We start from the raw sequence: 21,834 nt of genomic DNA on the forward strand, positions 1-21,834 counted from the left end.
CGGGAGGAGGAGCATGCGGAAGCCAACCGTCGCCACCCTGGCATTGCTCGTGGTGACGGCGATCTGGGGGTCGACGTTCTTCATCATCAAGGACGCCGTCAGCAAGATCGACCCCATCGACTTCCTCGCCGTCCGGTTCGCCGTCGGAGCCGCCATCCCCGCCTTCGTCTTCTGGCGACGACTCAGCCGCCTCACCGCCACGCAGTGGCAGATCGGACTGGCCCTCGGCTGCCTCTACGGCCTTGCGCAGATCGTCCAGACCGTGGGCCTGCAGACGACGGCGGCCTCAGTCTCCGGGTTCATCACCGGCACGTACGTGGTCCTGACCCCGATCATCATGTGGATCGCCTTCAAGGCCCGACTCAACGTCCGCACGTGGGTGGCGGTGGCGCTGGCACTCGCCGGGCTCGCGGTGCTGAGCCTCACCGGGCTCGGCAACGGCGGAGTCGGCGAGGCGCTCACCCTCGTCGGCGCGGCGCTGTACGCCGTTCACATCGTCCTGCTGGACCGGTGGTCACGCTCCATGGACGCCATGAGCCTGGCCATCGTCCAGCTCATCGGCGTGGCGCTGACCACCGGTTTCCTGGGCCTCCCCGGCGGCTACCACGTGCCCGCGGACCCCGGCGTCTGGGGCGCCATCGTCTACACCGCGATCATGGCCGGCATCGTCACGATGCTGTTGCAGACCTGGGCGCAGCGCCACATCACCCCCACCCGGGTGGCCCTACTCATGACGTTCGAGCCGGTCTTCGCCTCGGCGTTCGCCGTCGGCTTCGGCGGCGAGGCCGTCACAATCCGCCTCGTGGCCGGCGGAGCTTTGATTCTGCTGGCCACCCTCATCGGCATCCGCGGTGGGCAGGCCGATGCCGTGAACGACACCATCTCAATCCCGGGGCGCGACGACGCCGACCCCCCTCCCCGCGCTGGGTGAGGCCTACTCGGGGCGGAGGACGGCGAACGGGTCGGTGACCACCAAAGCATGGTCGCGGAAACGGAACACCCGGGCCGGGCGGCCACCCTTCGTGCCGGGCGCCGACATCTCCCCCGTCGGCACCAGCTGGCCGCGCCTCGTCAGGACGCGCTCCAGGTTCGTCGGCTTGACGTCGTGGCCCAGGGCCGCGACATAGACCTCCCGCAGCTCCGCGACCGTGAACTCGGTCGGCATCAGCGCGAACCCGAGGTTGGTGTAGCTCAGCTTCGCCCTGAGCCTGGTCACCGCTTGGGCCACCACGCTGTCATGGTCGAACGCCAACTCCGGCAGATCGTCGACGGCGAACCACGCTGCCCGCTCGGGCAGATGTGGCTCCAGCACCGTCGGCACGAGGCCGAGGTAACTGGTGCCGATGGTGCGCTGCGCCGGGTCGCGGCCGGGGTCTGAGCGCGTGCCCAGCTGCTCGAGGTGCGTCAGCCCCGCGACGTCCACCTTCTGCGCGAGATGCCTCAGCACCGCAGCCTCCAGGGTCTCCTCCGGCTCGACGGGCCCGCTCGGCAACGCGAACCGGCCCGCGTAGGGCTCGTGGTCCCGGCCGGCGAGGAGCACGGAGAGCCGGGGGGCGCCGTCGTCGACCCCGCGCACCTGCAGGACCGCCCCGATGGCCTCGTGCCGGTACAGCGCGACGCCCACGGAATCGCGCGGGGTGTGGGGAGCCATGGATGGCATGCTACAGTTCCCCTAGTTTTCGCCTGATAGTCGAAAACCGGAAAGGAGCAGGAGATGACTCTCCTCCAGGAGCCCGCCGTCGGCCTCGAGGCCTGGGAGCGTTGGACCCCCGACGAGGTAGCCGCGTGGCAGACCCGCGTCCACGCGCTGGCCGCGGAGCGCAACGCCGTCATCCTCGCCCACAACTACCAGGCACCGATCATCCAGGACGTCGCGCACCACGTGGGCGACTCGCTGGCCCTCTCCCGCATCGCCGCCACCTCCGACGCCGAGACCATCGTCTTCGCCGGCGTCCACTTCATGGCCGAAACCGCCAAGCTCCTCTCCCCCGCCAAGCGCGTCCTCATCCCGGACCAGGCGGCCGGCTGCTCGCTCGCCGACACCATCAACGCGGACCAGCTGCGCGCGTGGAAGGCCGAGCACCCCGGCGCCGTCGTCGTGTCCTACGTCAACACCACCGCCGAGGTCAAGGCCGAGACGGACATCTGCTGCACCAGCTCCAACGCCGTCGACGTGGTGCGCTCCATCCCCGAGGACCGCGAGATCCTCTTCCTCCCGGACCAGTTCCTCGGCGCCCACGTCCGCCGCGCCACCGGCCGGACGAACATCCACGTCTGGCTCGGCGAGTGCCACGTGCACGCCGACATCTCGCCGTCGGACCTCATCGAGTCCGTGCGCGCCAACCCCGCCGCCGACCTGTACGTGCACCCCGAGTGCGGCTGCACCACTAGCGCGCTGTGGCTGGCCGAGTCCGGCGAGCTGCCCGGCGACCGCACCCACGTGCTCTCCACCGGCGGAATGCTTGACTACGCGCGGCGGGAGACGTCGCGCCAGGTGCTGGTGGCCACCGAGATCGGCATGCTGCACCAGCTGCGCAAGGCCAATCCCCTGACCGACTTCCAGCCGGTCAACCCCAAGGCCGCGTGCCCGTTCATGAAGATGACCACGCCGGAGAAGCTGGAGGCGTGCCTCGGTGACCCTGCGCTGACCAGGGCGTACGAGGTGGATGTTCCGGCGGACGTGGCCGCCCGGGCGCGGCAGGCCGTCGAGCGGATGGTGGCGATCGGCAACCCCGGGTCGGGGGAATGATGCTGCCCGCGGCTGCCCCCGCCTGGACGGGGCGGACCGACGTCGTGGTGGTCGGCACCGGCGCGGCGGGCCTCTCCGCGCTGCTGCACCTGGCCGCCGCCGGCGTCGACTGCGTGGCCGTCACCCGCGGCGAGGTCACGGACTCGGCCACCGCCTGGGCGCAGGGCGGGCTCGCGGCGGTGTGGGACGACGGCGACACGCTCGCCTCCCACGTGGCCGACACCCTGACCGCCGGGGCGGGATTGTGCGACGCGGGGGTCGTGTCGGATCTGGTGGCGAGTGCCCCGGGCGCGATCCGGCGGCTGATCGGGCTGGGGGCGCGGTTCGACCGGGCTTCTGGGGGCGGGCTGGACCTGCACCTCGAGGGCGGGCACTCCGCGCGGCGGATCATCCACGCCGACGGCGACGCCACAGGCGCGGAAATCGAGCGTGCGCTGTGGGCGGCGCTGTCGTCGGCTCTCGCGGGGTCGCGGACGCGGGTCATGACCCGGACGCGACTCGTCGACGTGCTCACGGATGCCGAGGGGCGGGCCTGCGGGGTGCGGCTGCTCGACGCCGACAGTCGGGTGGGCGAGCTGTTCGCCGGCGCCGTCGTGCTCGCCACCGGCGGGATCGGTCAGTTGTGGCCCGTCACGAGCAACCCGCTGGGCGCGACGGGCGACGGCGTGGCCGCGGCGCTGCGGGCCGGCGCCGAGGTGCGCGACCTCGAGTTCATGCAGTTCCACCCCACCGTGCTGGCCGACGCCGACGCGGGGTCGCGGGGGGTCCTGGTGTCCGAGGCGGTGCGCGGCGAGGGCGCGTGGCTGGTCGACGACGCGGGCCGCCGGATCATGGCTGGGGTGCACCCGCTGCTCGAGCTGGCGCCGCGCGACGTCGTCTCGGCCGCGATCATGTCTCACCTGGAACGGACGGGTGCCGCGCACGTGTGGCTGGACGCGACGTTCTTCGGGCGGTCGACGTGGGAGGGCCACTTCCCCGGGATCCTGGCGCTGTGCCGGGGCCGAGGCGTCGACCCCGTGACCGAACTCATCCCGGTGCACCCGGCGGCGCATTACGCGTGCGGGGGTGTCGCGGCGGACCTGTCCGGGCGGACGTCGGTGCAGGGGCTTTTCGCCGTCGGCGAGGTCGCGGCGACGGGCGTGCACGGGGCGAACCGGTTGGCGTCGAACTCGCTGACCGAGGCGCTGGTCGCGGGCGACCGGGTGGGCGCGCTTCTCGCTGCGGAGGCTTCGTCGCGGCCCGGGGCTGGGCCGGCGGTGCGCGACCAGGTCAACGTGCCACTCGCCGACCTCGACCGCGCACGGCAGAGCGTCTCCGCTCGTCACCCGTCGGTTGAGGCGGATCTCCAGTCGGCGGCCGGCGCCATTGAGAACGGGGGCCGAGTCGTCGATCCGGCCTTCCTGCCCGCACTGCGGGGATGGATGCAGCGGGAGGCGTTCGTGTCGCGGACGGGCTCCGGGCTGGCCTCCCTCGGGGTGGCGCTGGCGGCGGCACCCGTCGTTGCCCACCCGGTGGATCATGCCTCGCTGACAGCCACCAACCTGCACGCCGTCGCCACCGTCATCGCGGCGGCCGCGGCGGAGCGGACGGAGTCGCGGGGGGCGCATCGGCGCTCGGACTTCGCCGCCACGTCACCCACCTGGGAGCGGAGGATCGCCATCCGCCTCACGGAGGGCGGCCTTGAGCTCACCTCTGCGCCCCTCACCATCGCCGAAAGGACCGCAGCATGAACGCCCTGTCGACCGAGATCGACCTTGCCCCACTGGACCGCGACGTGGTCGACGCCTGGGGCGCCGTCGACCCAGCCGAGGTGCGGCGGATCATCGCCGTGGCGGTGGACGAGGACCTCCGGCTCGGGCCGGACGTCACGACGGAGGCGACGGTGCCGGCGGGCGCTGTCGGGGTCGCGGAGGTGGTGGCGCGCGAGGCTGGAGTCGTCGCGGGGGTGCCGGTGGCCGTCGAGGTGCTGCGGACGGTGGCGTCGCGGCTGGGGGTCGAGGCGTCGGCCGAGGTGGTGCTGGCCGACGGGGCGCGGGTGGCACCGGGGGACGTCGTACTGCGAATTGCCGGTCCCGTGCGCTGCCTGCTGACGGCCGAGCGGACGCTGTTGAACTTCCTGGGGCAGCTCTCCGGGGTGGCGACTGAGACGGCTGAGTGGGTGTCCGCCGTGGCCGGGAGCGAGGCCCGGATCCGCGACACGCGCAAGACCGTGCCGGGGATGCGCGCCCTGCAGAAGTACGCAGTCGTCTGTGGCGGCGGGGTGAACCACCGGATGGCGCTCGGGGACGCGGCGCTGATCAAGGACAACCATGTCGCGGCGGCGGGGTCGGTCGCGGCGGCGTTCCGGGCTGTGCGTGCGCACGCGCCGGGTGTCGCGGTGGAGGTGGAGTGCGACACCGTCGCGCAGGTGCGCGAGGCCGTCGCGGCAGGCGCCGAGCTGGTGCTGCTGGACAACATGACCCTGGCGGAGACCCGCGAGGCCGTTGCTGTGTGCCGCGAAGCGGGGGTCCGGACGGAGGCGAGCGGAGGGCTGACGCTTGAGCGGGCCGCCGAGGTCGCGGCCACAGGAGTGGAGTTCATTGCCGTCGGCGCCCTGACCCACTCGGCAGAGGTTCTCGACCTCGGACTCGACCTCACTTCCTGACCAACGCCCGGATCTGGCCACCCCTGTCTGCAACTTGCTATCCAGAGCGCGGTTTCTGTGGATATCTGCAGAAACCGCGCTCTGGATAGCAACTTGCAGAGGCGAGGTCGTCCACAGGGCGTCAGGCGTGGCGGGAAATGCCCCGCCAGGTTGCCGAGAGTGGCGGCATGGATCTCCAAGGCATCTACTCCCCCGCTCAACTTCGAGACGCGGGCATCACCCGGCACCACGCCGCTCTGCTGGTGAAGAACGGAAGCTTGCGCCGGATCCGCCCGGGCTGGTACGCCACGGACGGAGCCGACGAAGACGTGCAGCGCGCCCTCAAGGCTGGCGCCAGGCTGGGCTGCCTCAGCGGATGCCGGCACCATGGACTCTGGGTCCCCAACAGGTCAGGAATCCATGTCGTCTACGGGTCTGGAACCGACCCCGTCAGGCGCAAGGGGTTGATCGCCCATCCTTACGGGGTCAGATATCCGCCAGAGGCAGTCTGGCCGTTGTCGGACTGCCTGCGACAGGTGGCGGTCCGACACCCGGTGGAGGACGCCATGATCGTGGCCGAGTCCGCCCTGAACCTCGGCCTGGCACCTCTGGAGGAAGTCCGCTGGGCACTCGGAGGGTTGCCGAAGAAGTACGCCGACTACCGCGACCGAATCGCACCCGCCCAGTCCGGGAGCGAAACGAGAGTCAGGCTCTTCTTCGTGCGCAGGCGCGTCCCCGTCAGGGCTCAGGCCGAGATCGACGGCGTTGGGTTCGTCGACCTCCTGGTGGGAGACTCGCTCATCGTCGAGTGCGACAGCCAGGCACACCACGGCGAGACCAACTACGAGAACGACCGACGGCGGGACCTTGCCGCGAGAGGACTCGGCTACACGACGCTGAGGCTCAGCTACCAGCAGATCTGGAAGAAATGGCCGGCTACCCAACAGAGCTTGATCCATGAACTCCGCAAACGCCGCCACTTGAGGCCCAAGTGATCTGCAACATGCTACGTAGAGAGCGGCATTTGTGTATATACACAAATGCCGCTCTCTACGTAGATTCCTGCAGATCAGTCGGCACGCCTCCCCGACCTCGTCGCCATCCGAGGTCAGGGAAGGGTGCGGCTACTCCTCGTCAGGGGTCAACGCGGCGCGTGGACCGACAGCAACCAGTCGACAGCCTGCCGAGCGGTCCACCCACCGGGATACAGGGCCGACAGCGCCTTGGCGCCGTCCAGGTCCTGCCCGAGGGTGACCGCAGGCTGCTCCTGGTAGCCGTCCTTACGGAGCTGCCCAAGACCGATGTTGGCCATCAGAGCGTTGCAGAGGCACTTGCGCCCCACCGTGTCCTCTTCGGAGCCGCCCTTGCGGAGGTAGGGCTTGAGGGGCTCCGACGGGCATCGGTAGGTGATCGACTTGTCTGGGCGCTCGACAGGGATGCGGAGGTACCCGAGGTCGCAGATGCGTTCCCGCGCCTGGTAGACGTCCTCCTCGGAGAGGGTGTCGGCCAGTTGGGCCACCTTGAAGGGGAAGCCGGTCGGCGACGCGCGCGGATCGTTGCGCACCACCAAGTCACCGGACTCCAGCTCGGCCATCAACTGCTGCCGGATGGCAGGGGTGAGGCCGGACTCGTCCGCCAGTGCGAACAAGGTGCCGATCTGCACGCCCTCGGCGCCTGCGGCGCGAGCCTCCGCGACCTTCTCCGGGGTGGCGTAGCCGCCGGCAACCCAGAACGGCAGGCCCACGCGGGCGATCTTGCTCAGGTCCGCGTCGTCCCTCGGCCCGTAGATCGGGTCCCCGGCCTCGTCGAGGACACGCACGCCGCGCGGCGGGGAGCTGTGCCCACCGGCGCGGGGGCCCTCGACGATGAAGCCATCGGGACGGATCTCGGGGTCGCGGTTGAGGTAGTCCGCCAGCACATGGAGGGTGACGATCGCGAGGAAGTTGGGGCGCCGCAGGGCGGGCAGCTCGTCGCCCATGGCGGTGACCGGGTTGAGGGAAGCCGTGTGGGTCGTCGTGGAGTTGACCACGTCGATGGTGAGGTGGCCGGTGCGGCCGGCCGCGAACTCCGTGAGCAGCCTGGGGATCTCGCGCGGCACCCCGGCGCCCATGATCACGTAGTCGACGTCGGCCAGCATCGCGCCGAGGATGGCGGAGAGACTGGCGGTCTGGATCTTCTCCAACATGTTGATCCCGACCAGGCCGGAGTGTCCCTCCTTGGCCAGCCAGACCTCGGAGAAGTTGCCGACGAGGTTGAGCTCGATGGCCGCCCGCCTCGGCGAGATCGTGAGGGTGGGGTGCGGGCGGTACGGCTGGCCGGGAGCGCGGCCGCCTTCGAGAAAGTAGGTGTCGAGGATCCGCTGGGCCATCGCGGGCGACGGGAAGTGCGACAGCGCCCGACGGCGGTGTCCGCCCGGATCGCCGTCCTGCAGCACCCGGGCCAGCACGCCGTCGAGGGCGGTGCCGGAGACGACGCCGAGTTCGCCGCACTGGGAGACCTCGCGGGCCAGCTTCCAGGACGACACTGCGACGCCCATGCCGCCCTGAATCACGGTCGGGGGATGTGTGATGGGCACTGATGATCTCCTCACAAATGGTGTTCCTACGGTACCGTAACTTACGGATGCGTAAGAATCGACTCCGGGGTCCACGGTTACCCGGTCTTCAGGGCGCCTCCGAGGGTGGCCCCTCCGCGCGATCTCCCTCCCCCGTCATCAACAGCCACGTGGTCATGACGCATCACAAAGAGGTCGATCCCCTGGGCCGCGCAGAACTCCTCGAGGCCACCGTCGGCCCGGATCTCGGCGAGCAACTGCGCTGTGGTCCGCATGGGGTCATCGTAGACGGGCAGGCACTTGGCGGTGCGTGAGAGGATGACGCCACCGTCGATTCGAAGGATTCCCGGCCAAGAGCCCCCCGCGCCGGCCGCGGACCGGCTCGTCGGGTACCGGGAGTCGCTCGGCAGCGCGGCGGCCGGTCCCGTGTGACGGGTTTGAGCAAATGGCACGGCTCGCGGTCAGCTCCGCGCTCAAGACGAGCGTGGCCTCCGTCGCGAGTCGTGCCATTTGCTCAAACCCCCTACCGGGCGGGGGCTCTCCGAAGAATGCGAGGGTAGGCTCGAATGCGTGACAGCCCCGCTCGTTGAACCCGGCCCGGAGCTCACCCGCGCCCAGCTCACCCGCTACTCGCGGCACCTGCTGGTCCCCGGCATGGGCATCGAGGCCCAGCGGCGCCTGCTCGCCGCGCGGGTCGCGGTCGTCGGCGCCGGCGGGCTCGGGAGCCCGATCCTGGCCTACCTCGCCGCTGCCGGCGTCGGGCACCTCACGGTCATCGACGACGACGTGGTGGACGCCAGCAACCTCCAGCGGCAGATCATCCACCGCGACAATGCAGTCGGCCTCCCCAAGGTGGACTCCGCCGCCGCGTTCGTGACCGGCCTGAACCCAGACGTCACGGTCACCACCCAGCGCACCCGCATCACCCCTGACAACGCCCGCAACCTCCTCGAAGGCCACCACCTCGTCCTCGACGGGGCCGACAACTTCCCCACCCGCTACGCCGTCTCCGACGCCTGCGCCCAGCTCGGACTCCCCGTGGTCTGGGCCGCGGTGCTGCAGTTCGACGCCCAGGTGTCGTCCTTCGTGCCCGGCCGCCCGGAGTCGGTCACCCTCCGCGACCTCTACCCGGTCCCGCCCCGCCCGGAGGACGTCCCGTCGTGCGCCGAGGCCGGCGTGCTGGGCGCGCTGGTGGGCCAGGTGGGGTCCATCATGGCCGCGGAGGCGGTCAAGCTGATCTGTGGATTCGGCGACCCCCTCGTCGGCCGCATCCTCCTCATCGACGCGCTCACCCAGCGCACCCGCGAGGTGCCGCTGCGCCCCGCACCCCCCGTCGTCCATACCCGCCCCCACACCCACCCCCACACAGCGGAGGCCCCCATGACACTGAACGAGCTCACCGTCGAGGACGTCGCCGCCATCCTGGAGAATCCCGCGCGGCCCACGCTCCTGGACGTCCGCGAGCCCGCGGAGCACGCACTGGGCACGATTCCCGGCTCGCTGGCGGTGCCGCTCGGCGAGGTGCTGACCTGGGACCGGTTGGACGACAACCTTCCCGACGGCCCCGTCATCGTCTACTGCAAGATCTCACCCCGCGCGCGCCGCGCCGCCGCGCACCTCATCGGGCTCGGCCACCCTGATGTGTCGCTGATGGAGGGCGGCATGATCGCGTGGGGCGAACGGATCGACCCGAGCTTCCCCCACTACTGATGCGACACTGGTTCCCATGGCGACGGTGAGGTACTTCGCCGCGGCCGCCGAGGCCGCGGGCACAGAGCAGGAACAGGTGGCGGCCCCCACGCTGGGCGCGCTCCTGGCGGACCTGCGCTCGCGGCACGGGGCGAGGCTGTCGCGGGTGCTGGAGGTCAGCTCCGTCCTCCACGACGGCCAATACGTGGAGGACCCAGCCACCCCGCTGGCCGACGACGCCCTCCTGGACGTCCTCCCGCCCTTCGCCGGCGGCTGACGGCGGGTTCGACGATGGCCGTGCTGATCGACCCGCCCCGCTGGCCGGCGCACGGCACCGTGTTCGGCCATCTCGTCTCGGACGCGTCCCTCGACGAACTCCACGACTTCGCCGCGCGCGCGGGCATCCCGCCCAGGGCGTTCGACCACGACCACTACGACGTGCCGGTGTCGCGCTATGACGAGCTCGTCTCCGCCGGGGCCCTCCCGCTGGATGAGCGGGAGCTGGTGCGCCGGCTGGCCGCCTCCGGCCTGCGGGTGCGCGTCCACGAGAAGACCCCCACCCGCCCGGCGGCCCGCGTCGCCGTCGTCACCGCATGGGAGCGTCTCCGTCTGCCGACGACCCTCCGCGACGACCTCGTCGCCCGATGGTCGGAGCCTCACCGCCACTACCACGACGTCCGCCACCTCGCGCAGTGCCTCACCGCCCTCGGGCAGTTGGGGTGCCGGGACGGAGTCGTCGAGCTCGCGGCATGGTTCCACGACTCCGTCTACGACGGTGTGCCCGGGGATGACGAGGAGCGTTCGGCCGCGTTCGCCGAGTCGTCGCTGGGTGGGCTGATTCCGGCCGACGACGTGGCTCAGGTGTCGCGGCTGGTGAGGATGACCGCCACCCACGCCCCCGACGACGAGCGCGGGGCGCTGCTGTCCGACGCGGACCTCTCGATCCTCGGCCAGATCCCCGGCCGCTACCACGTCTACGTCCGCGACGTCCGGCTGGACTACGCCCACGTCGACGACGACGCCTGGAGGGTGGGGCGGGCGGAGGTGTTACGGCACCTGCTCGCGATGGAGCCCCTGTTCCGCACCACCGGGGGCCGCGATCTGTGGGGGTCGCGGGCGCGAGAGAACCTGGCCGCAGAGCTCGCCCGACTCACCGCCTGACCTCAGCTCCACGGAGCCGCACGGTCCCCCCCACCGCTGGCCCCGCCGCTGGGCTAATGTGGGAAGACGACCGGAGGGAGAACCGATGAAGATCACCGACAATGGGCCGGAGCCCAACGTCTTCGACCTGGAGACCGCTACCAGGGAGAACCCCAACTACCGCACTGTCGCATGGACCGGGAAGTACCTGCAGATCACGTTGATGTCCATCCCCGTGGCCCACTCGATCGGGCTCGAGGTGCACCCGGACACGGACCAGTTCATCCGCCTCGACGCGGGCAAGGGTCGCTGCCTGATGGGTCCCTCCAAGGATGAGCTCAACGTGAAGGTGGACGTGGAGGACGGCTGGTCCGTCCAGGTCCCGGCCGGCACCTGGCACGACATCGTCAACACCGGCGACGAGCCCATGCAGCTCTACGTGATCTACGCCCCGTCGCACCACGCCAAGGGCAAGGTGCACAAGACCGAGGAGGACTCGGAGGCCGACGAGAAGGCGGGCAAGGACGAGCCCCCGACGTGGACTGTCCAACCGGACGAGTGACGTCCATCGCGCTCCGGTCAGTCTTGCCGCCTGCGTAATGTCGCGCGGCCTGCGCTTCAGCGCGGGCGGCGCGCACCAACGCAGGCGCCTCCACAGGCGGCCCAACCCAAGGCAGGCGACGGGAGCCAACGCAGGCGGCCCGAACTCACGCACGCGCCTGGAGACCACGCGAGGGCACAGCGCATTTGATGAGTGAGTGTTCACTCACTACACTTCCACCTGTGACCCGCGCTGCCCCGATGCCCCCCGAACAGCGCCGCGCCGCCATCATCGAGGCCAGCATCCCCCTCCTTGGCGAGCACGGCCAGGCCCTCACCACCCGCATGGTGGCCGAGGCGGCCGGGGTGGCCGAGGGCACGATCTTCCGCGTGTTCGACTCCCTCGACGACCTCATCTCCGCCACCATCAGCGAGGCGCTGTCCTCCGAGCGGCTGACCACCCGGCTCGCCATGACACACCTCACCGGCGACATCGAGACCCAGACCCGCGCCGCCATCGAGCTCATCGAGCAGTACCTGCACTCGGTGCACACCATGTTCGTCGCCGCGCACGGCGCCGCCAAGCACACCGCGCCCCACGCGGCGCAGTGCGCCCGCACCGAACTCGAGGCACGTACAGCCGAGCTCGACGCCTGGATGACGGACGCCTTCGCCCCCCACCGCGACCACATCACGATCCCCCTCAGCGCCTTCGCGACGCTGCTGCGCACGTTCGCCGTCGGGCACGCCTCCCGGTTCGTCTCGTCGTCGCTCTCACTCGACGACCTCGCCCGCCTCGCGCTCCACGGGGCGCTCCGAAAGGACACCGAATGCTCTCCCGCTTAGGGCGGCTCATCAACCGCTACATCCGCCCCTACTGGGGGCTGCTCGCGATCGTCATCGTGCTGCAGACCATCGCAACCATCATGTCGCTGTATCTGCCCACCCTGAACGCCCGCATCATCGACGAGGGCGTCGTCACCGGCAACACCGACTTCATCTGGAGCACCGGCGGCATCATGCTGCTGCTGACGGCCGTCCAGGGCGCCGCCCAGATCGCCGCGGTGTGGGCCGGCGCGAACGCCGCCATGCAGTTCGGCCGCGACGTCCGCGCCGCGATCTTCGAGCGCGCCCTCTCCTTCTCCGCCCGCGAGCTGAACAAGTTCGGGGCGCCGTCGCTGATCACCCGCAACACCAACGACGTGCAGCAGGTTCAGATGCTGGTGCTGATGAGCGCCGTCATGCTGGTCTCGGCCCCCATCACCATGGTGGGCGGCGTCTTCATGGCGCTGCGCGAGGACGCCGGCCTGTCGTGGATCATCCTGGCCGCCGTCGTGGTCCTGGGTGCGGGCATCACCGTCCTCATCGTCAACATGGGCCCGCTGTTCGAGACCATGCAGAAGCGCATCGACACCCTCAACCGTGTGCTCCGCGAGCAGATCACCGGCATCCGGGTGGTGCGCGCCTTCGTCCGGGAGCCCCACGAGGCCCGACGCTTCGACAAGGCCAACGCCGAGCTGGTGGACACCACCACCACCGTCGGACGGCTGATGGCCTTCCTGTTCCCCTTCGTCGGGCTCATCATGAACGTCTCGACCGTGGGCGTGATGTGGTTCGGCGCCCAGCGCATCGAGTCCGGCGACATCCAGATCGGCCAGCTCACCGCCTTCATCTCCTACCTGATGCAGATTCTCATCTCGGTCATGATGACGACGATGTTGCTGGTCATGGCGCCCCGCGCCGCCGTCTGCGCGGACCGCATCATGGAGGTCCTCGACACCGAGAGCTCGGTGGCCCCGCCGGCCAACCCGGTGGCGCCGTCGGGTGAGCGCGGCCACGTGCTGTTCGACCGGGTCAGCTTCTCCTACCCTGGCGCCGAGTCCCCGGTGATTCAGGACCTCTCCTTCGAGCTCACCCCCGGCACCACCACCGCGATCATCGGGTCCACCGGGGCCGGCAAGACCACCCTGATCAGCCTCATCCCCCGCCTGTTCGACGCGACGCAGGGACGGGTGCTCGTCGACGGCGTCGACGTGCGCGACCTGGACCCGGACACCCTCTGGGCCCGGATCGGCCTCGTGCCGCAGAAGCCCTACCTGTTCTCCGGCACCATCGCCAGCAACCTGCGCTACGGCAAACCGGACGCCACCGACGACGAACTGTGGTCAGCGCTCCGCGTCGCGCAGGCGGAGGCGTTCGTGCTTGAGAAGGAGGACCAGCTCGGCGCGCACATCTCGCAGGGCGGCACCAACGTCTCCGGCGGGCAGCGACAGCGCCTCGCCATCGCCCGGGCGTTGGTGAAGAAGCCGAGCGTGTACATCTTCGACGACTCCTTCTCGGCCCTCGACGTGGCCACCGACGCGCGCCTCCGGGCTGCGCTCAGGCCCGAAACCGCCGACGCCGCGGTCCTCGTGGTGGCCCAGCGCGTCTCCACCATCACCGCCGCAGACCTGATTCTCGTCGTCGAAGACGGCCGGATCGTCGGACGCGGCAACCACGACGAACTGCTGGCGTCCAACGAGACGTACCGCGAGATCGTCGAGTCCCAGCTGAGCGCCGAGGAGGCCGCCGCATGAGCGAGAACAAGGCAATCCCCGTCAAGGCCAACGAGCGCCCCAAGCACGCCCCCACCCACCGCGGTGGCCCCGGGCACGGCCCGATGGCCGGCAGCGGCGAGAAGGCGGCGAACTTCAAGGTGTCGGTCCGGCGGCTGCTCAGCCACCTGCGCCCGCAGCGTGCCGGCATCATCCTGGCCATCGCGATGGGCGTGCTGTCGGTGGCGCTCAGCGTGGTGGGGCCCAAGATCCTCGGCCGCGCCACGGACCTGATGCTGTCGGGCATCATCGGCGGCCAGATGCCCGCCGGCGTGACCAGGCAGCAGGTCATCGACGCCGCCGTCGCGGAAGGCAACACCGACTTCGCGGACCTGCTGCGCAACCTGGACTTCATCCCCGGCGAGGGCATCGACTTCGGCGCCATCGGCGGCATCCTGCTGTGGGTGCTCGGCCTCTACGTGGTGTCGTTCATCTTCTCCTACGTGCAGGGCTGGGTCCTCAACGGCGCAGTGCAGAAGTCGATCTACCAGATGCGCCGCGAGGTGGCCGCCAAGCTGGACCGGCTGCCGCTGTCCTACTACGACAAGCAGCCCCGCGGCGAGGTGCTCAGCCGCGTCACCAACGACATCGACAACGTGTCGCAGACGCTGCAGCAGACCCTGTCGCAGCTGCTCAACTCGCTGCTCATGGTGATCGGCGTGCTGATCATGATGTTCTGGATCTCCCCCATCCTGGCGCTCGTCGCGCTGGTGTCGGTGCCGATCGCCATGGTGGTGGTCTCCGTCATCGGGAAGCGCTCCCAGAAGCTGTTCGCGCAGAACTGGAAGTCCACCGGAGAGCTCAACGCCCACATCGAGGAGGCCTTCACCGGCCACTCGCTGGTCAAGGTGTTCGGCCGCCAGAAGGAGGTCGAGGCCGAGTTCCAGGTCCGCAACCAGGAACTCTACAAGGCGGGCTTCGGCGCCCAGTTCATCTCCGGCATCATCATGCCGGTCATGTTCCTGGTCGGGAACCTCAACTACGTGGTGATCGCCGTCGTGGGCGGCCTGTGGGTGGCGTCGGGCCGGATGAACATCGGCGACGTGCAGGCGTTCATCCAGTACTCGCGCCAGTTCACGCAGCCGCTGACGCAGGTGGCCTCGATGGCCAACCTGCTGCAGTCCGGCGTCGCGTCGGCCGAACGCGTCTTCGAGCTGCTGGACTCCGAGGAGATGTCGAAGGAGCCCGCCGGTGAGCTGAAGGTGTCGCGGGGAGACGTGGTGTTCGATCACGTCGGGTTCTCCTACAAGCCCGAGCAGCCGCTGATCCAGGACCTGTCGCTGACGGCGAAGCCGGGGCAGACGGTCGCGATCGTCGGGCCGACGGGAGCAGGAAAGACCACGCTGGTCAACCTCATCATGCGGTTCTACGACCTGCAGTCCGGTCGGATCCTCATCGACGGCGTGGACATCGCGTCCGCGCCCCGGGGTGAGGTGCGCGGCAACATCGGCATGGTGCTGCAGGACACGTGGTTGTTCGGCGGGACCATCCGCGACAACATCGCCTACGGCAGGCCGGACGCCACCGAAGAGGAGATCCGCGCCGCGGCCAAGGCCACGTTCGTGGACAGGTTCGTGCACTCGCTGCCCGAGGGATACGACACGGTGATCGACGAGGAGGGCTCCAACGTCTCCTCCGGCGAGAAGCAGCTGATCACCATCGCGCGCGCCTTCCTTGCGGACCCGGCGCTGCTGATCCTCGACGAGGCCACCTCGTCGGTGGACACGCGGACCGAGGTGCTGGTCCAGCACGCGATGGCGGCACTGCGCACCGGGCGGACGTCGTTCGTCATCGCGCACCGGTTGTCCACCATCCGCGACGCGGACCTGATCCTCGTCATGGAGGAGGGTCGCATCGTCGAGCAGGGAACCCACCACGAGCTCCTCGACGCGAGGGGTGCGTACTACGACCTGTACCAGAGCCAGTTCAACGCGGCGATCGAGGAGGAGACCGCTGCCTGACCCGCTCTCGCTCCTGAGGAGGTCCACCCGCGGAGCGGCGTAGCCCGTCCTTTCGCCCCCTGAGGAGGACCGCCCGCGGAGCGGCGTGGGCCGTCTCGAAGGGTCGTGACTACCACCTTCACGCGGATCTCGTGGTCGGGTGCGGGTCCGCGACGGCAGGGCGGGCCTGGGTCGGGCCTGCCCGGGCGGGACGCCAGCTGGGTGATCCTCGAGTTGGGCAGCACTGCGCCGAGCCGCCCCACCGTCACCCACCCTCGCGCCCCCTCATGACCCACCGTCGGCCGTGAAAGCCGGGGTCACCCGATGCGCAGGACGGAGCTGAGCCGGACACGGCTCCACCTTCCTCCAGACCCGAGCCTGCCGGAGCCTAATTGTCAGGTCTGAGGTCGTACTCGACTCCAGTCGTGACAATTAGGCGTGGGCCCATTCCCTGTCGGTCGAGTCAGTGGAGCGGGACTGACGCCCCCTGCCACAGGTCCCTTTGCAGCCGACGGAGGCTTCGACGCGGTCGGCGGCGCTACGCGCCCGACCGGCTCACCCAACGGGATGGGGTCCAAAGATCCCCGCGAGGGAGTGGGTCGGCAGGGTGGCGGGCCCTGTGGCGCCTGCGTTGACACCACAAGCCTGGCGACGCGACCAGCACCGCTGGCTGAGGAGCGAGGAGCGCCAGCGACGAGCCTCGAAGCCTGAGAAACGCAACCTGACAAGGGAACTCAAATAGGCTTCGAGGCCGCTACGCGGCACCTCAGCCAACGAGGCATCAGCCTGGCGACGCGACCAGCACCGCTGGCTGAGGAGCGAGGAGCGCCAGCGACGAGCCTCGAAGCCTGAGAAACGCAACCTGACAAGGGAACTCAAATAGGCTTCGAGGCCGCTACGCGGCACCTCAGCCAACGAGGCATCAGCCAGGCGGCCGATCGACGGGGACATCAGGGCGGTGGGTGGTGGGGGCCGGGGCAGGTTGGGTGGGCGTTGATGTCGGCGCGGCAGCGCGACGCGCCGCCGCCGGCATCATGGGCGGCCCGGCCCCCACCACACGTCGCCAACCCGACCACAGGTCCTGCAGGCAAGCTGGGCCAAATCCCTTGTCAGCTCACTTTCCTTAGGCTTCGAGGCCGCTCCGCGGCACCTCAGCCCGCGGGGGAGGCGGCGGGTGACTCACCAACCGTTCGACGACACCAACCGACCCGCGACCTCCCGGTAGCGCGCAGCAATCTCCGGCCGCGACACCGCCTCGTAGGTCTCCGTCGACGACGACTCCCACGCCGGGCGCGATCCCGTCAGCGCCCAAGCCGCCTGGCGTGCCGCGCCGAGCGCCACGTACTCCGCCGGAGCCGGCACGTCGACGGGCACCCCGAGCACCTCGGGGGCCAGCCGTCGGACGGCCTCGGACTTCGCGCCTCCGCCGATCAGGCTGACCCGCTCGATCGAGACGCCGAGGCGACGGATCGCCTCAAGCCCCTCGCCCATCAGGCACAGGAGGCCCTCGACGGCGGCCCGCGCCACGTTCTCGGGCGTGAAGTTCTTCAGCGTCATGCCCACCAGCGACGCCGTCGCATCGGGCAGGTTGGGCGTGCGCTCCCCCTCGAACCACGGCACCATGACCAGGCCCTCTGCCCCGGAGGGGGCCGAGAGCGCCAGCCGCGACAGCTCGTCGAAGTCCACCCCCAGCACCCGACGCGCCGCGTCGAGGATGCGGGCGGCGTTGAGGGTCGCGGTGAGCGGCAGCCAGGAGCCCGACGCGTCGGCGAAACCGTTGACCAGGCCGGACTCGTCGTAGGCCGGCGTCGACGACACCGCCGCGACGACCCCCGACGTGCCCAGCGACACGCTCGTCTGCCCGGGCCGAAGATCCAGCCCGAGGGCTGCTCCGGCGTTGTCGCCGCAGCCCGGTCCAAGAACCCAGCGGCCGCCGTCGACGCCCTCGTCAGGCGCGAGCACGCGCGGCAGGATCACCGACGACGCGTCGCGTCGCAGCGCCAGCGACAGCAGGTCCCGCCGGTACTCGTTGGCCACGGAGTCGAAGTAGCCCGTGCCCGATGCGTCGGAGCGATCCGTCACGAGATCCGTCAGAACCCCGGTTCCCTGGATCTTCCAGGTCAGCCAGTCGTGCGGCAGTGCCACCGCAGCCACGCGGGCCGCGCTATCCGGCTCGGCGTCCGCCATCCAGCGGAGCTTGGTGTTGGTGAACGACGCCAAGGGCAGGTAGCCCACCTCCGGGACCCACCCGTCGAACTCCTCACGGAGCTGACGGGCGGCCTCGGCGGAACGGGTGTCGTTCCAGAGCAGGGCCGGCCGGATGACCTCACCGGAGGCATCCAGCGCGACCATGCCGTGCTGCTGGCCGCCGACGCTGATCGCGGCGACGTCGTCGAGCCCACCCGCGGCGGCGGAGGCCGACTGGAAGGCGGTCCACCAGTGGTCTGGATGCACCTCCGTCCCGTCGGGATGGGAGGCGGCGCCCTGGCGGACGATCTCACCGGTGCCGGCGTCAACCACCAGCACCTTGCACGACTGCGTCGACGTGTCGACGCCGGCGACCAGCGTCACGGCTTAACCCCTCAGGCCTTGAGCAGGTGCCGGATGGCGGCCTGCTGCAGCTCGACGAAGTGGTACTCGCGGGCACCCTTCTCATCGGGGTCGGGCATCTCGGCGGCGCGCAGGTCCGCGATCGTCTCGCCCTCGGCGAGCGTGGGCTCGGCCAGCTCGAAGATCGAGGCCTGGCGCATGAGCTCCTGGACGGCCGGGTCGGCACGGAAGGCGCGGGCGCGCTCGGCCAACAGGGTGAAGGTCTCCATGTTCGCCTTCGCCGAATCCCAGATGCCCTCGACGCCCTCGGTGCGGCTGGGCTTGTAGTCGAAGTGGATGGGGCCCTCGTAGCGGGGCGCGTCCGGGCTGGCCGGGAAGCCGTTGACCAGGAGGTCGACGGTGAAGAACGAGCTCATCAGGTCGCCGTGACCGAACGCCAGGTCCTGGTCGTACTTCAGGCCGCGCTGGCCGTTGAGGTCGATGTGGAACAGCTTGCCCGCGTACAGCGCCAGCGCGAGGCCGGTGGTGTAGTTGAGGTTGGCCATCTGCTCGTGGCCCACCTCGGGGTTGAGGCCGACGATGTCGCCGTGCTCCAGCGTGGCGATGAGGCCGAGAGCGTGCCCGATCGTCGGGAGCAGGATGTCGCCGCGGGGCTCGTTGGGCTTGGGCTCGAGGCCGATCTTCAGGTCGTAGCCCTTGTCCTTGATGTACCCGGCGATGGTGTCCAGGCCCTCGGCGTAGCGGGCGTGGGCGGCGAAGTAGTCCTTGGAGGTGTCGTACTCGGCGCCCTCGCGGCCGCCCCACATCACGAAGGTGGAGGCGCCCACCTCGGCGGCGATGTCGACGGCGTTCAGAATCTTCTTCAGGCCGAAGCGGCGCACGCCACGGTCGTTGGAGGTGAGGCCGCCGTCCTTGAAGATGGGGTGGCTGAAGGTGTTTGTGGTGACCATCTCGATGGTCAGGCCCGACTTGTCGCAGGCGTCCTTGAGCTGCTTGATGCGGCCCTTGGCGGTGGCCTCGTCGGCGTCGAAGGGGTAGATGTCGTTGTCGTGGAACGTGATGCCCCAGGCGCCGAGCTCGGCGAGCTTGTCTGCGTAGTGCCAGGGGTCGAACTCGGGGCGGGTGTCGGAGCCGAACGGGTCGGTGCCGCGCCACCCGACGGTCCAGAGGCCGAACGAGAACTTGTAGTCGTGATCAGTCATGGGGGTCTCCTCGTCGAGAAAGCATATTGTTTTCATCCTGAACTTATAACGATTCTGGGCTAGAGTCAAGCCCATGCGCACACGTTTCGATCCCGCGGCCGGAGTGGCCAGGCAGGGCAGCCTCCGCGCCAGCAACCTCTCGCTGGTGGCCAGGTACGTCTTTGCCAGCGACACGGCCCCGGCAAGGGCGAACGTGGCCCAGGCCACGGGCATGACGCGATCGACGGCCTCGCGCATGGTCGACGAGCTGGTGGCGGCCGGCATCGTCTCGGAGTCCAGCCCGCTGCCGGCCACCAAGCGCGGGCGCCCCGCCACGCCGCTGCACCCCCGCGCCGGCACGCTTTTGGCGCTGGGCCTGGAGATCAACGTCGGCCACAGCGCCGCTCGACTGGTGGACCTCACCGGCACCGTCGTCGCGGCGGCGGACGCCGCCACCCACTACGTGGACCTGTCCCCGGCCGAGGCACTGGCCCGCGTGGCAGGGCTCGCCCGGGAGTGCCTGGGCGCGCTCCCCGAGGGCGGCAGCCTGGTGGGCATCCAGCTCGCCGTCCCGGGCCTGGTGGACGCGTCCACGCACATGGTCCTGCGCGCCCCCAACCTCGGCTGGCACGACGTGGACCCGCGCGCCCTTCTTCGCGAGGGCGGGCTCCCTGAGGTGGACGAGGTGGACTTTGGCGTGGCCAACGAAGCCGATTGCGCCGCCATCTACGTGGGCCACGAGAGGCCCGGCCGCCCCGGCCCCCTCGACGCGTTCCTCTATCTCTCCGGCGAGGTGGGCATCGGATCAGCCCTTGTCATCAACGGTTCGGTCTCATTGGGGACGCGCGGCTGGGCCGGTGAGATCGGCCATACCTTCATCGATCCGGACGGGCCGCAGTGCGGATGCGGCGCCAAGGGCTGCCTCGAGCGCTACGCCGGCACCCGCGCGCTCACCGAGCTGGTGGGCGTCGGCTCGATCGAGGAGGTCCGGCAGGCCTACCTCGACGGCGTCCCCGCGGCCGTGGACGCCGTGCGGGCGGCTGGGCGCGCGCTCGGGCTCGCCCTGGCCAACGCCGGCAACCTGCTCGACATCACCACCGTCGTGTTCGGCGGCGACCTCGCGGTGCTCGTCGAGGAGTACCGGCCCTTCATCCAGCGCGAGCTGGACACCCGGCTGCTGGCCAGGCCCTTCACCGAGCCCGCCCTCATCGCCGCCACGCCGGACCACGCGGCACCGGCGTTCGGCGCGGCCTACGTGGCACTGGAGCGGGTGCTCGACGACCCCGCGCGTTGGGCCCCGCCGTCGAGCGATCGCGCTTGATTAGTTGAAGTTTAAACTTTAGACTGGGGGTATGAGCCTTCACGCCGACACCCACATGGGTCGCCTCGAGCTGCGCGTCCGCGACATGACCAGCATGCTCGCCTACTACACCGACGGCGTGGGCCTCGAACCGCTCATCGACGAGCCCGGCTCGGTCACACTCGGCCACTCCCAGACCCCGATCGTCCGCCTCACCGAGGCCAGGGACCTGCGCCCCGCGCGGCGCACCGACGCGGGCCTCTTCCACACCGCCGTCGTCTACGCCGAGCTACCCGCCCTCGCCGCCACCCTGGTGCGGATGTATGAGCGGTATCCGCAGACCTACGCCGGCACCGGGGACCACCTCGTGTCCCAGGCCTTCTACTTCACCGACCCCGAGGGCAACGGCGTGGAGCTCTACCACGACCGCCCCCGCGACCAGTGGCAGTGGAACGGCAGCCAGGTCCAGATGGCCACGCTTTACATCGATCCCAACGAGTTCGTCGCCAAGCACCTGGCCGGGACCGACCCCGCGACACTGCCGCCCACCGAGGCCGAGCTGGGGCACGTCCACCTCCAGGTGGGCGACGTCGCCACCGCCCGCTCGTTCTACGTCGACGCGCTCGGGTTCGAGCAGACCGCCTCCCTCGGCGGCTCGGCCCTGTTCGTGGCGGCCGGCGGATACCACCACCACATGGCGATGAACGTGTGGAACTCGGCCGGCGCCGGCCCGCGACACAACACGCTCGGGATGGGGGTCATCGACATCCTGGTGCCCACCGCCGAGGAGATCGCCAAGGCCGACGAGCGGCTGCGCTTCTCCGGCCACGCGCCGACGTTCGACGGCCAGACGCTGTCGGTGCTGGATCCGTGGAGGAATGAGATCCGCCTCACCGTCGGCTGACACGCCGCGCGCCTGCGTTACGTCTCCGCGCCTGCCCTTTAACGCAGGCGCCCCCGAGGCGCCTGACTTA

General features: G+C 70.1%; 19 protein-coding genes. 14 read left to right on the plus strand and 5 right to left on the minus strand.

Annotated features, from left to right (window positions below; all coding sequences use genetic code 11):
• Positions 1 to 13: 13 nt before the first annotated feature.
• Positions 14 to 931: a DMT family transporter gene (locus H5399_RS12995; RefSeq protein WP_182783139.1), complete on the plus strand. Its 918-nt coding sequence runs from the start codon at positions 14 to 16 to the stop codon at positions 929 to 931.
• A 3-nt stretch (positions 932 to 934) separates the two neighbouring features.
• Here H5399_RS12995 and H5399_RS13000 read toward each other — a convergent pair whose 3' ends face one another.
• Positions 935 to 1,651 carry an NUDIX domain-containing protein gene (locus H5399_RS13000; RefSeq protein WP_182783138.1) on the minus strand — a complete coding sequence of 239 codons (717 nt, stop codon included), beginning with the start codon at positions 1,649 to 1,651 and terminating at the stop codon, positions 935 to 937.
• 63 nt (positions 1,652 to 1,714) lie between these two features.
• Between H5399_RS13000 and nadA the strand changes: the two genes are divergently transcribed.
• The 4 genes from nadA (at position 1,715) to H5399_RS13020 (ending at position 6,367) form a co-directional block, all read left to right on the plus strand.
• A complete protein-coding gene (gene nadA, locus H5399_RS13005; protein WP_182783137.1) occupies positions 1,715 to 2,749 on the plus strand; it encodes a quinolinate synthase NadA in 1,035 nt (344 codons plus the stop codon).
• Positions 2,746 to 4,479 (plus strand): L-aspartate oxidase, encoded by a 1,734-nt coding sequence (gene nadB / locus H5399_RS13010; protein ID WP_255422273.1) that lies wholly within the window; start codon positions 2,746 to 2,748, stop codon positions 4,477 to 4,479. Before nadA ends, nadB begins: the two co-directional genes overlap by 4 nt.
• Before the next feature lie 5 nt (positions 4,480 to 4,484).
• Positions 4,485 to 5,393, plus strand: a complete 909-nt coding sequence (gene nadC, locus H5399_RS13015; protein ID WP_370585766.1) for a carboxylating nicotinate-nucleotide diphosphorylase — start codon at positions 4,485 to 4,487, stop codon at positions 5,391 to 5,393.
• Between the two features lie 167 nt (positions 5,394 to 5,560).
• Positions 5,561 to 6,367, plus strand: a complete 807-nt coding sequence (locus H5399_RS13020; RefSeq protein WP_182783135.1) for a type IV toxin-antitoxin system AbiEi family antitoxin domain-containing protein — start codon at positions 5,561 to 5,563, stop codon at positions 6,365 to 6,367.
• A gap of 146 nt (positions 6,368 to 6,513) precedes the next feature.
• Here the strand turns inward: H5399_RS13020 and H5399_RS13025 are convergent, their stop codons facing one another.
• Together H5399_RS13025 and H5399_RS13030 are read right to left on the minus strand one after the other, a co-directional pair.
• The gene (locus H5399_RS13025; RefSeq protein WP_370585755.1) at positions 6,514 to 7,947 is read right to left on the minus strand and encodes a nitronate monooxygenase; all 1,434 of its coding nucleotides are present in this window, start codon (positions 7,945 to 7,947) and stop codon (positions 6,514 to 6,516) included.
• A 77-nt stretch (positions 7,948 to 8,024) separates the two neighbouring features.
• Positions 8,025 to 8,201 (minus strand): hypothetical protein, encoded by a 177-nt coding sequence (locus H5399_RS13030; RefSeq protein WP_182783134.1) that lies wholly within the window; start codon positions 8,199 to 8,201, stop codon positions 8,025 to 8,027.
• Positions 8,202 to 8,496: 295 nt separating this feature from the next.
• On the opposite strand from H5399_RS13030, the gene H5399_RS13035 reads away from it, so the two are divergent.
• The 7 genes from H5399_RS13035 to H5399_RS13065 all read left to right on the plus strand — a co-directional run bounded on the left by H5399_RS13035 (position 8,497) and on the right by H5399_RS13065 (position 15,850).
• Positions 8,497 to 9,636 carry a ThiF family adenylyltransferase gene (locus tag H5399_RS13035; protein ID WP_182783133.1) on the plus strand — a complete coding sequence of 380 codons (1,140 nt, stop codon included), beginning with the start codon at positions 8,497 to 8,499 and terminating at the stop codon, positions 9,634 to 9,636.
• 16 nt (positions 9,637 to 9,652) lie between these two features.
• Complete coding sequence (locus H5399_RS13040) at positions 9,653 to 9,892, plus strand: MoaD/ThiS family protein (RefSeq protein ID WP_182783132.1); 240 nt, start codon at positions 9,653 to 9,655, stop codon at positions 9,890 to 9,892.
• A gap of 14 nt (positions 9,893 to 9,906) precedes the next feature.
• Positions 9,907 to 10,776, plus strand: a complete 870-nt coding sequence (locus tag H5399_RS18140) for a DUF4031 domain-containing protein (protein ID WP_182783131.1) — start codon at positions 9,907 to 9,909, stop codon at positions 10,774 to 10,776.
• Positions 10,777 to 10,861: 85 nt separating this feature from the next.
• The gene (locus tag H5399_RS13050) at positions 10,862 to 11,317 is read left to right on the plus strand and encodes a cupin domain-containing protein (protein WP_182783130.1); all 456 of its coding nucleotides are present in this window, start codon (positions 10,862 to 10,864) and stop codon (positions 11,315 to 11,317) included.
• Between the two features lie 221 nt (positions 11,318 to 11,538).
• A complete protein-coding gene (locus H5399_RS13055; protein WP_182783129.1) occupies positions 11,539 to 12,141 on the plus strand; it encodes a TetR/AcrR family transcriptional regulator in 603 nt (200 codons plus the stop codon).
• Positions 12,126 to 13,871: an ABC transporter ATP-binding protein gene (locus H5399_RS13060; RefSeq protein WP_182783128.1), complete on the plus strand. Its 1,746-nt coding sequence runs from the start codon at positions 12,126 to 12,128 to the stop codon at positions 13,869 to 13,871. The genes H5399_RS13055 and H5399_RS13060 overlap by 16 nt, the downstream gene beginning before the upstream one ends.
• Complete coding sequence (locus tag H5399_RS13065; RefSeq protein ID WP_220489637.1) at positions 13,868 to 15,850, plus strand: ABC transporter ATP-binding protein; 1,983 nt, start codon at positions 13,868 to 13,870, stop codon at positions 15,848 to 15,850. Before H5399_RS13060 ends, H5399_RS13065 begins: the two co-directional genes overlap by 4 nt.
• 1,158 nt (positions 15,851 to 17,008) lie before the next feature.
• Here the strand turns inward: H5399_RS13065 and xylB are convergent.
• A complete protein-coding gene (gene xylB, locus H5399_RS13070; RefSeq protein ID WP_182783384.1) occupies positions 17,009 to 18,400 on the minus strand; it encodes a xylulokinase in 1,392 nt (463 codons plus the stop codon).
• Positions 18,401 to 18,411: 11 nt separating this feature from the next.
• Complete coding sequence (gene xylA, locus H5399_RS13075) at positions 18,412 to 19,581, minus strand: xylose isomerase (protein ID WP_182783385.1); 1,170 nt, start codon at positions 19,579 to 19,581, stop codon at positions 18,412 to 18,414.
• A 73-nt stretch (positions 19,582 to 19,654) separates the two neighbouring features.
• On the opposite strand from xylA, the gene H5399_RS13080 reads away from it, so the two are divergent.
• Complete coding sequence (locus tag H5399_RS13080) at positions 19,655 to 20,881, plus strand: ROK family transcriptional regulator (protein ID WP_182783386.1); 1,227 nt, start codon at positions 19,655 to 19,657, stop codon at positions 20,879 to 20,881.
• A gap of 31 nt (positions 20,882 to 20,912) precedes the next feature.
• Positions 20,913 to 21,764, plus strand: a complete 852-nt coding sequence (locus H5399_RS13085; RefSeq protein ID WP_220491000.1) for a VOC family protein — start codon at positions 20,913 to 20,915, stop codon at positions 21,762 to 21,764.
• Positions 21,765 to 21,834 lie beyond the last annotated feature (70 nt).

This window comes from Tessaracoccus sp. MC1627 (genome assembly GCF_014164725.1).
In the GTDB taxonomy this organism is placed as follows: domain Bacteria; phylum Actinomycetota; class Actinomycetes; order Propionibacteriales; family Propionibacteriaceae; genus Arachnia.

What these genes read in the sequence shown, in the direction of transcription:
- nadA (WP_182783137.1), top strand. Translation starts at nt 1,715, where the DNA reads ATGACTCTCCTCCAGGAGCCCGCCGTCGGCCTCGAGGCCTGGGAGCGT.
- H5399_RS13030 (WP_182783134.1), bottom strand. Translation starts at nt 8,201, where the DNA reads ATGCGGACCACAGCGCAGTTGCTCGCCGAGATCCGGGCCGACGGTGGC.
- xylA (WP_182783385.1), bottom strand. Translation starts at nt 19,581, where the DNA reads ATGACTGATCACGACTACAAGTTCTCGTTCGGCCTCTGGACCGTCGGG.
- H5399_RS18140 (WP_182783131.1), top strand. Translation starts at nt 9,907, where the DNA reads ATGGCCGTGCTGATCGACCCGCCCCGCTGGCCGGCGCACGGCACCGTG.
- H5399_RS12995 (WP_182783139.1), top strand. Translation starts at nt 14, where the DNA reads ATGCGGAAGCCAACCGTCGCCACCCTGGCATTGCTCGTGGTGACGGCG.
- H5399_RS13065 (WP_220489637.1), top strand. Translation starts at nt 13,868, where the DNA reads ATGAGCGAGAACAAGGCAATCCCCGTCAAGGCCAACGAGCGCCCCAAG.
- H5399_RS13085 (WP_220491000.1), top strand. Translation starts at nt 20,913, where the DNA reads ATGAGCCTTCACGCCGACACCCACATGGGTCGCCTCGAGCTGCGCGTC.
- H5399_RS13020 (WP_182783135.1), top strand. Translation starts at nt 5,561, where the DNA reads ATGGATCTCCAAGGCATCTACTCCCCCGCTCAACTTCGAGACGCGGGC.
- H5399_RS13000 (WP_182783138.1), bottom strand. Translation starts at nt 1,651, where the DNA reads ATGGCTCCCCACACCCCGCGCGATTCCGTGGGCGTCGCGCTGTACCGG.
- H5399_RS13050 (WP_182783130.1), top strand. Translation starts at nt 10,862, where the DNA reads ATGAAGATCACCGACAATGGGCCGGAGCCCAACGTCTTCGACCTGGAG.
- H5399_RS13080 (WP_182783386.1), top strand. Translation starts at nt 19,655, where the DNA reads ATGCGCACACGTTTCGATCCCGCGGCCGGAGTGGCCAGGCAGGGCAGC.
- H5399_RS13060 (WP_182783128.1), top strand. Translation starts at nt 12,126, where the DNA reads ATGCTCTCCCGCTTAGGGCGGCTCATCAACCGCTACATCCGCCCCTAC.
- H5399_RS13040 (WP_182783132.1), top strand. Translation starts at nt 9,653, where the DNA reads ATGGCGACGGTGAGGTACTTCGCCGCGGCCGCCGAGGCCGCGGGCACA.
- nadB (WP_255422273.1), top strand. Translation starts at nt 2,746, where the DNA reads ATGATGCTGCCCGCGGCTGCCCCCGCCTGGACGGGGCGGACCGACGTC.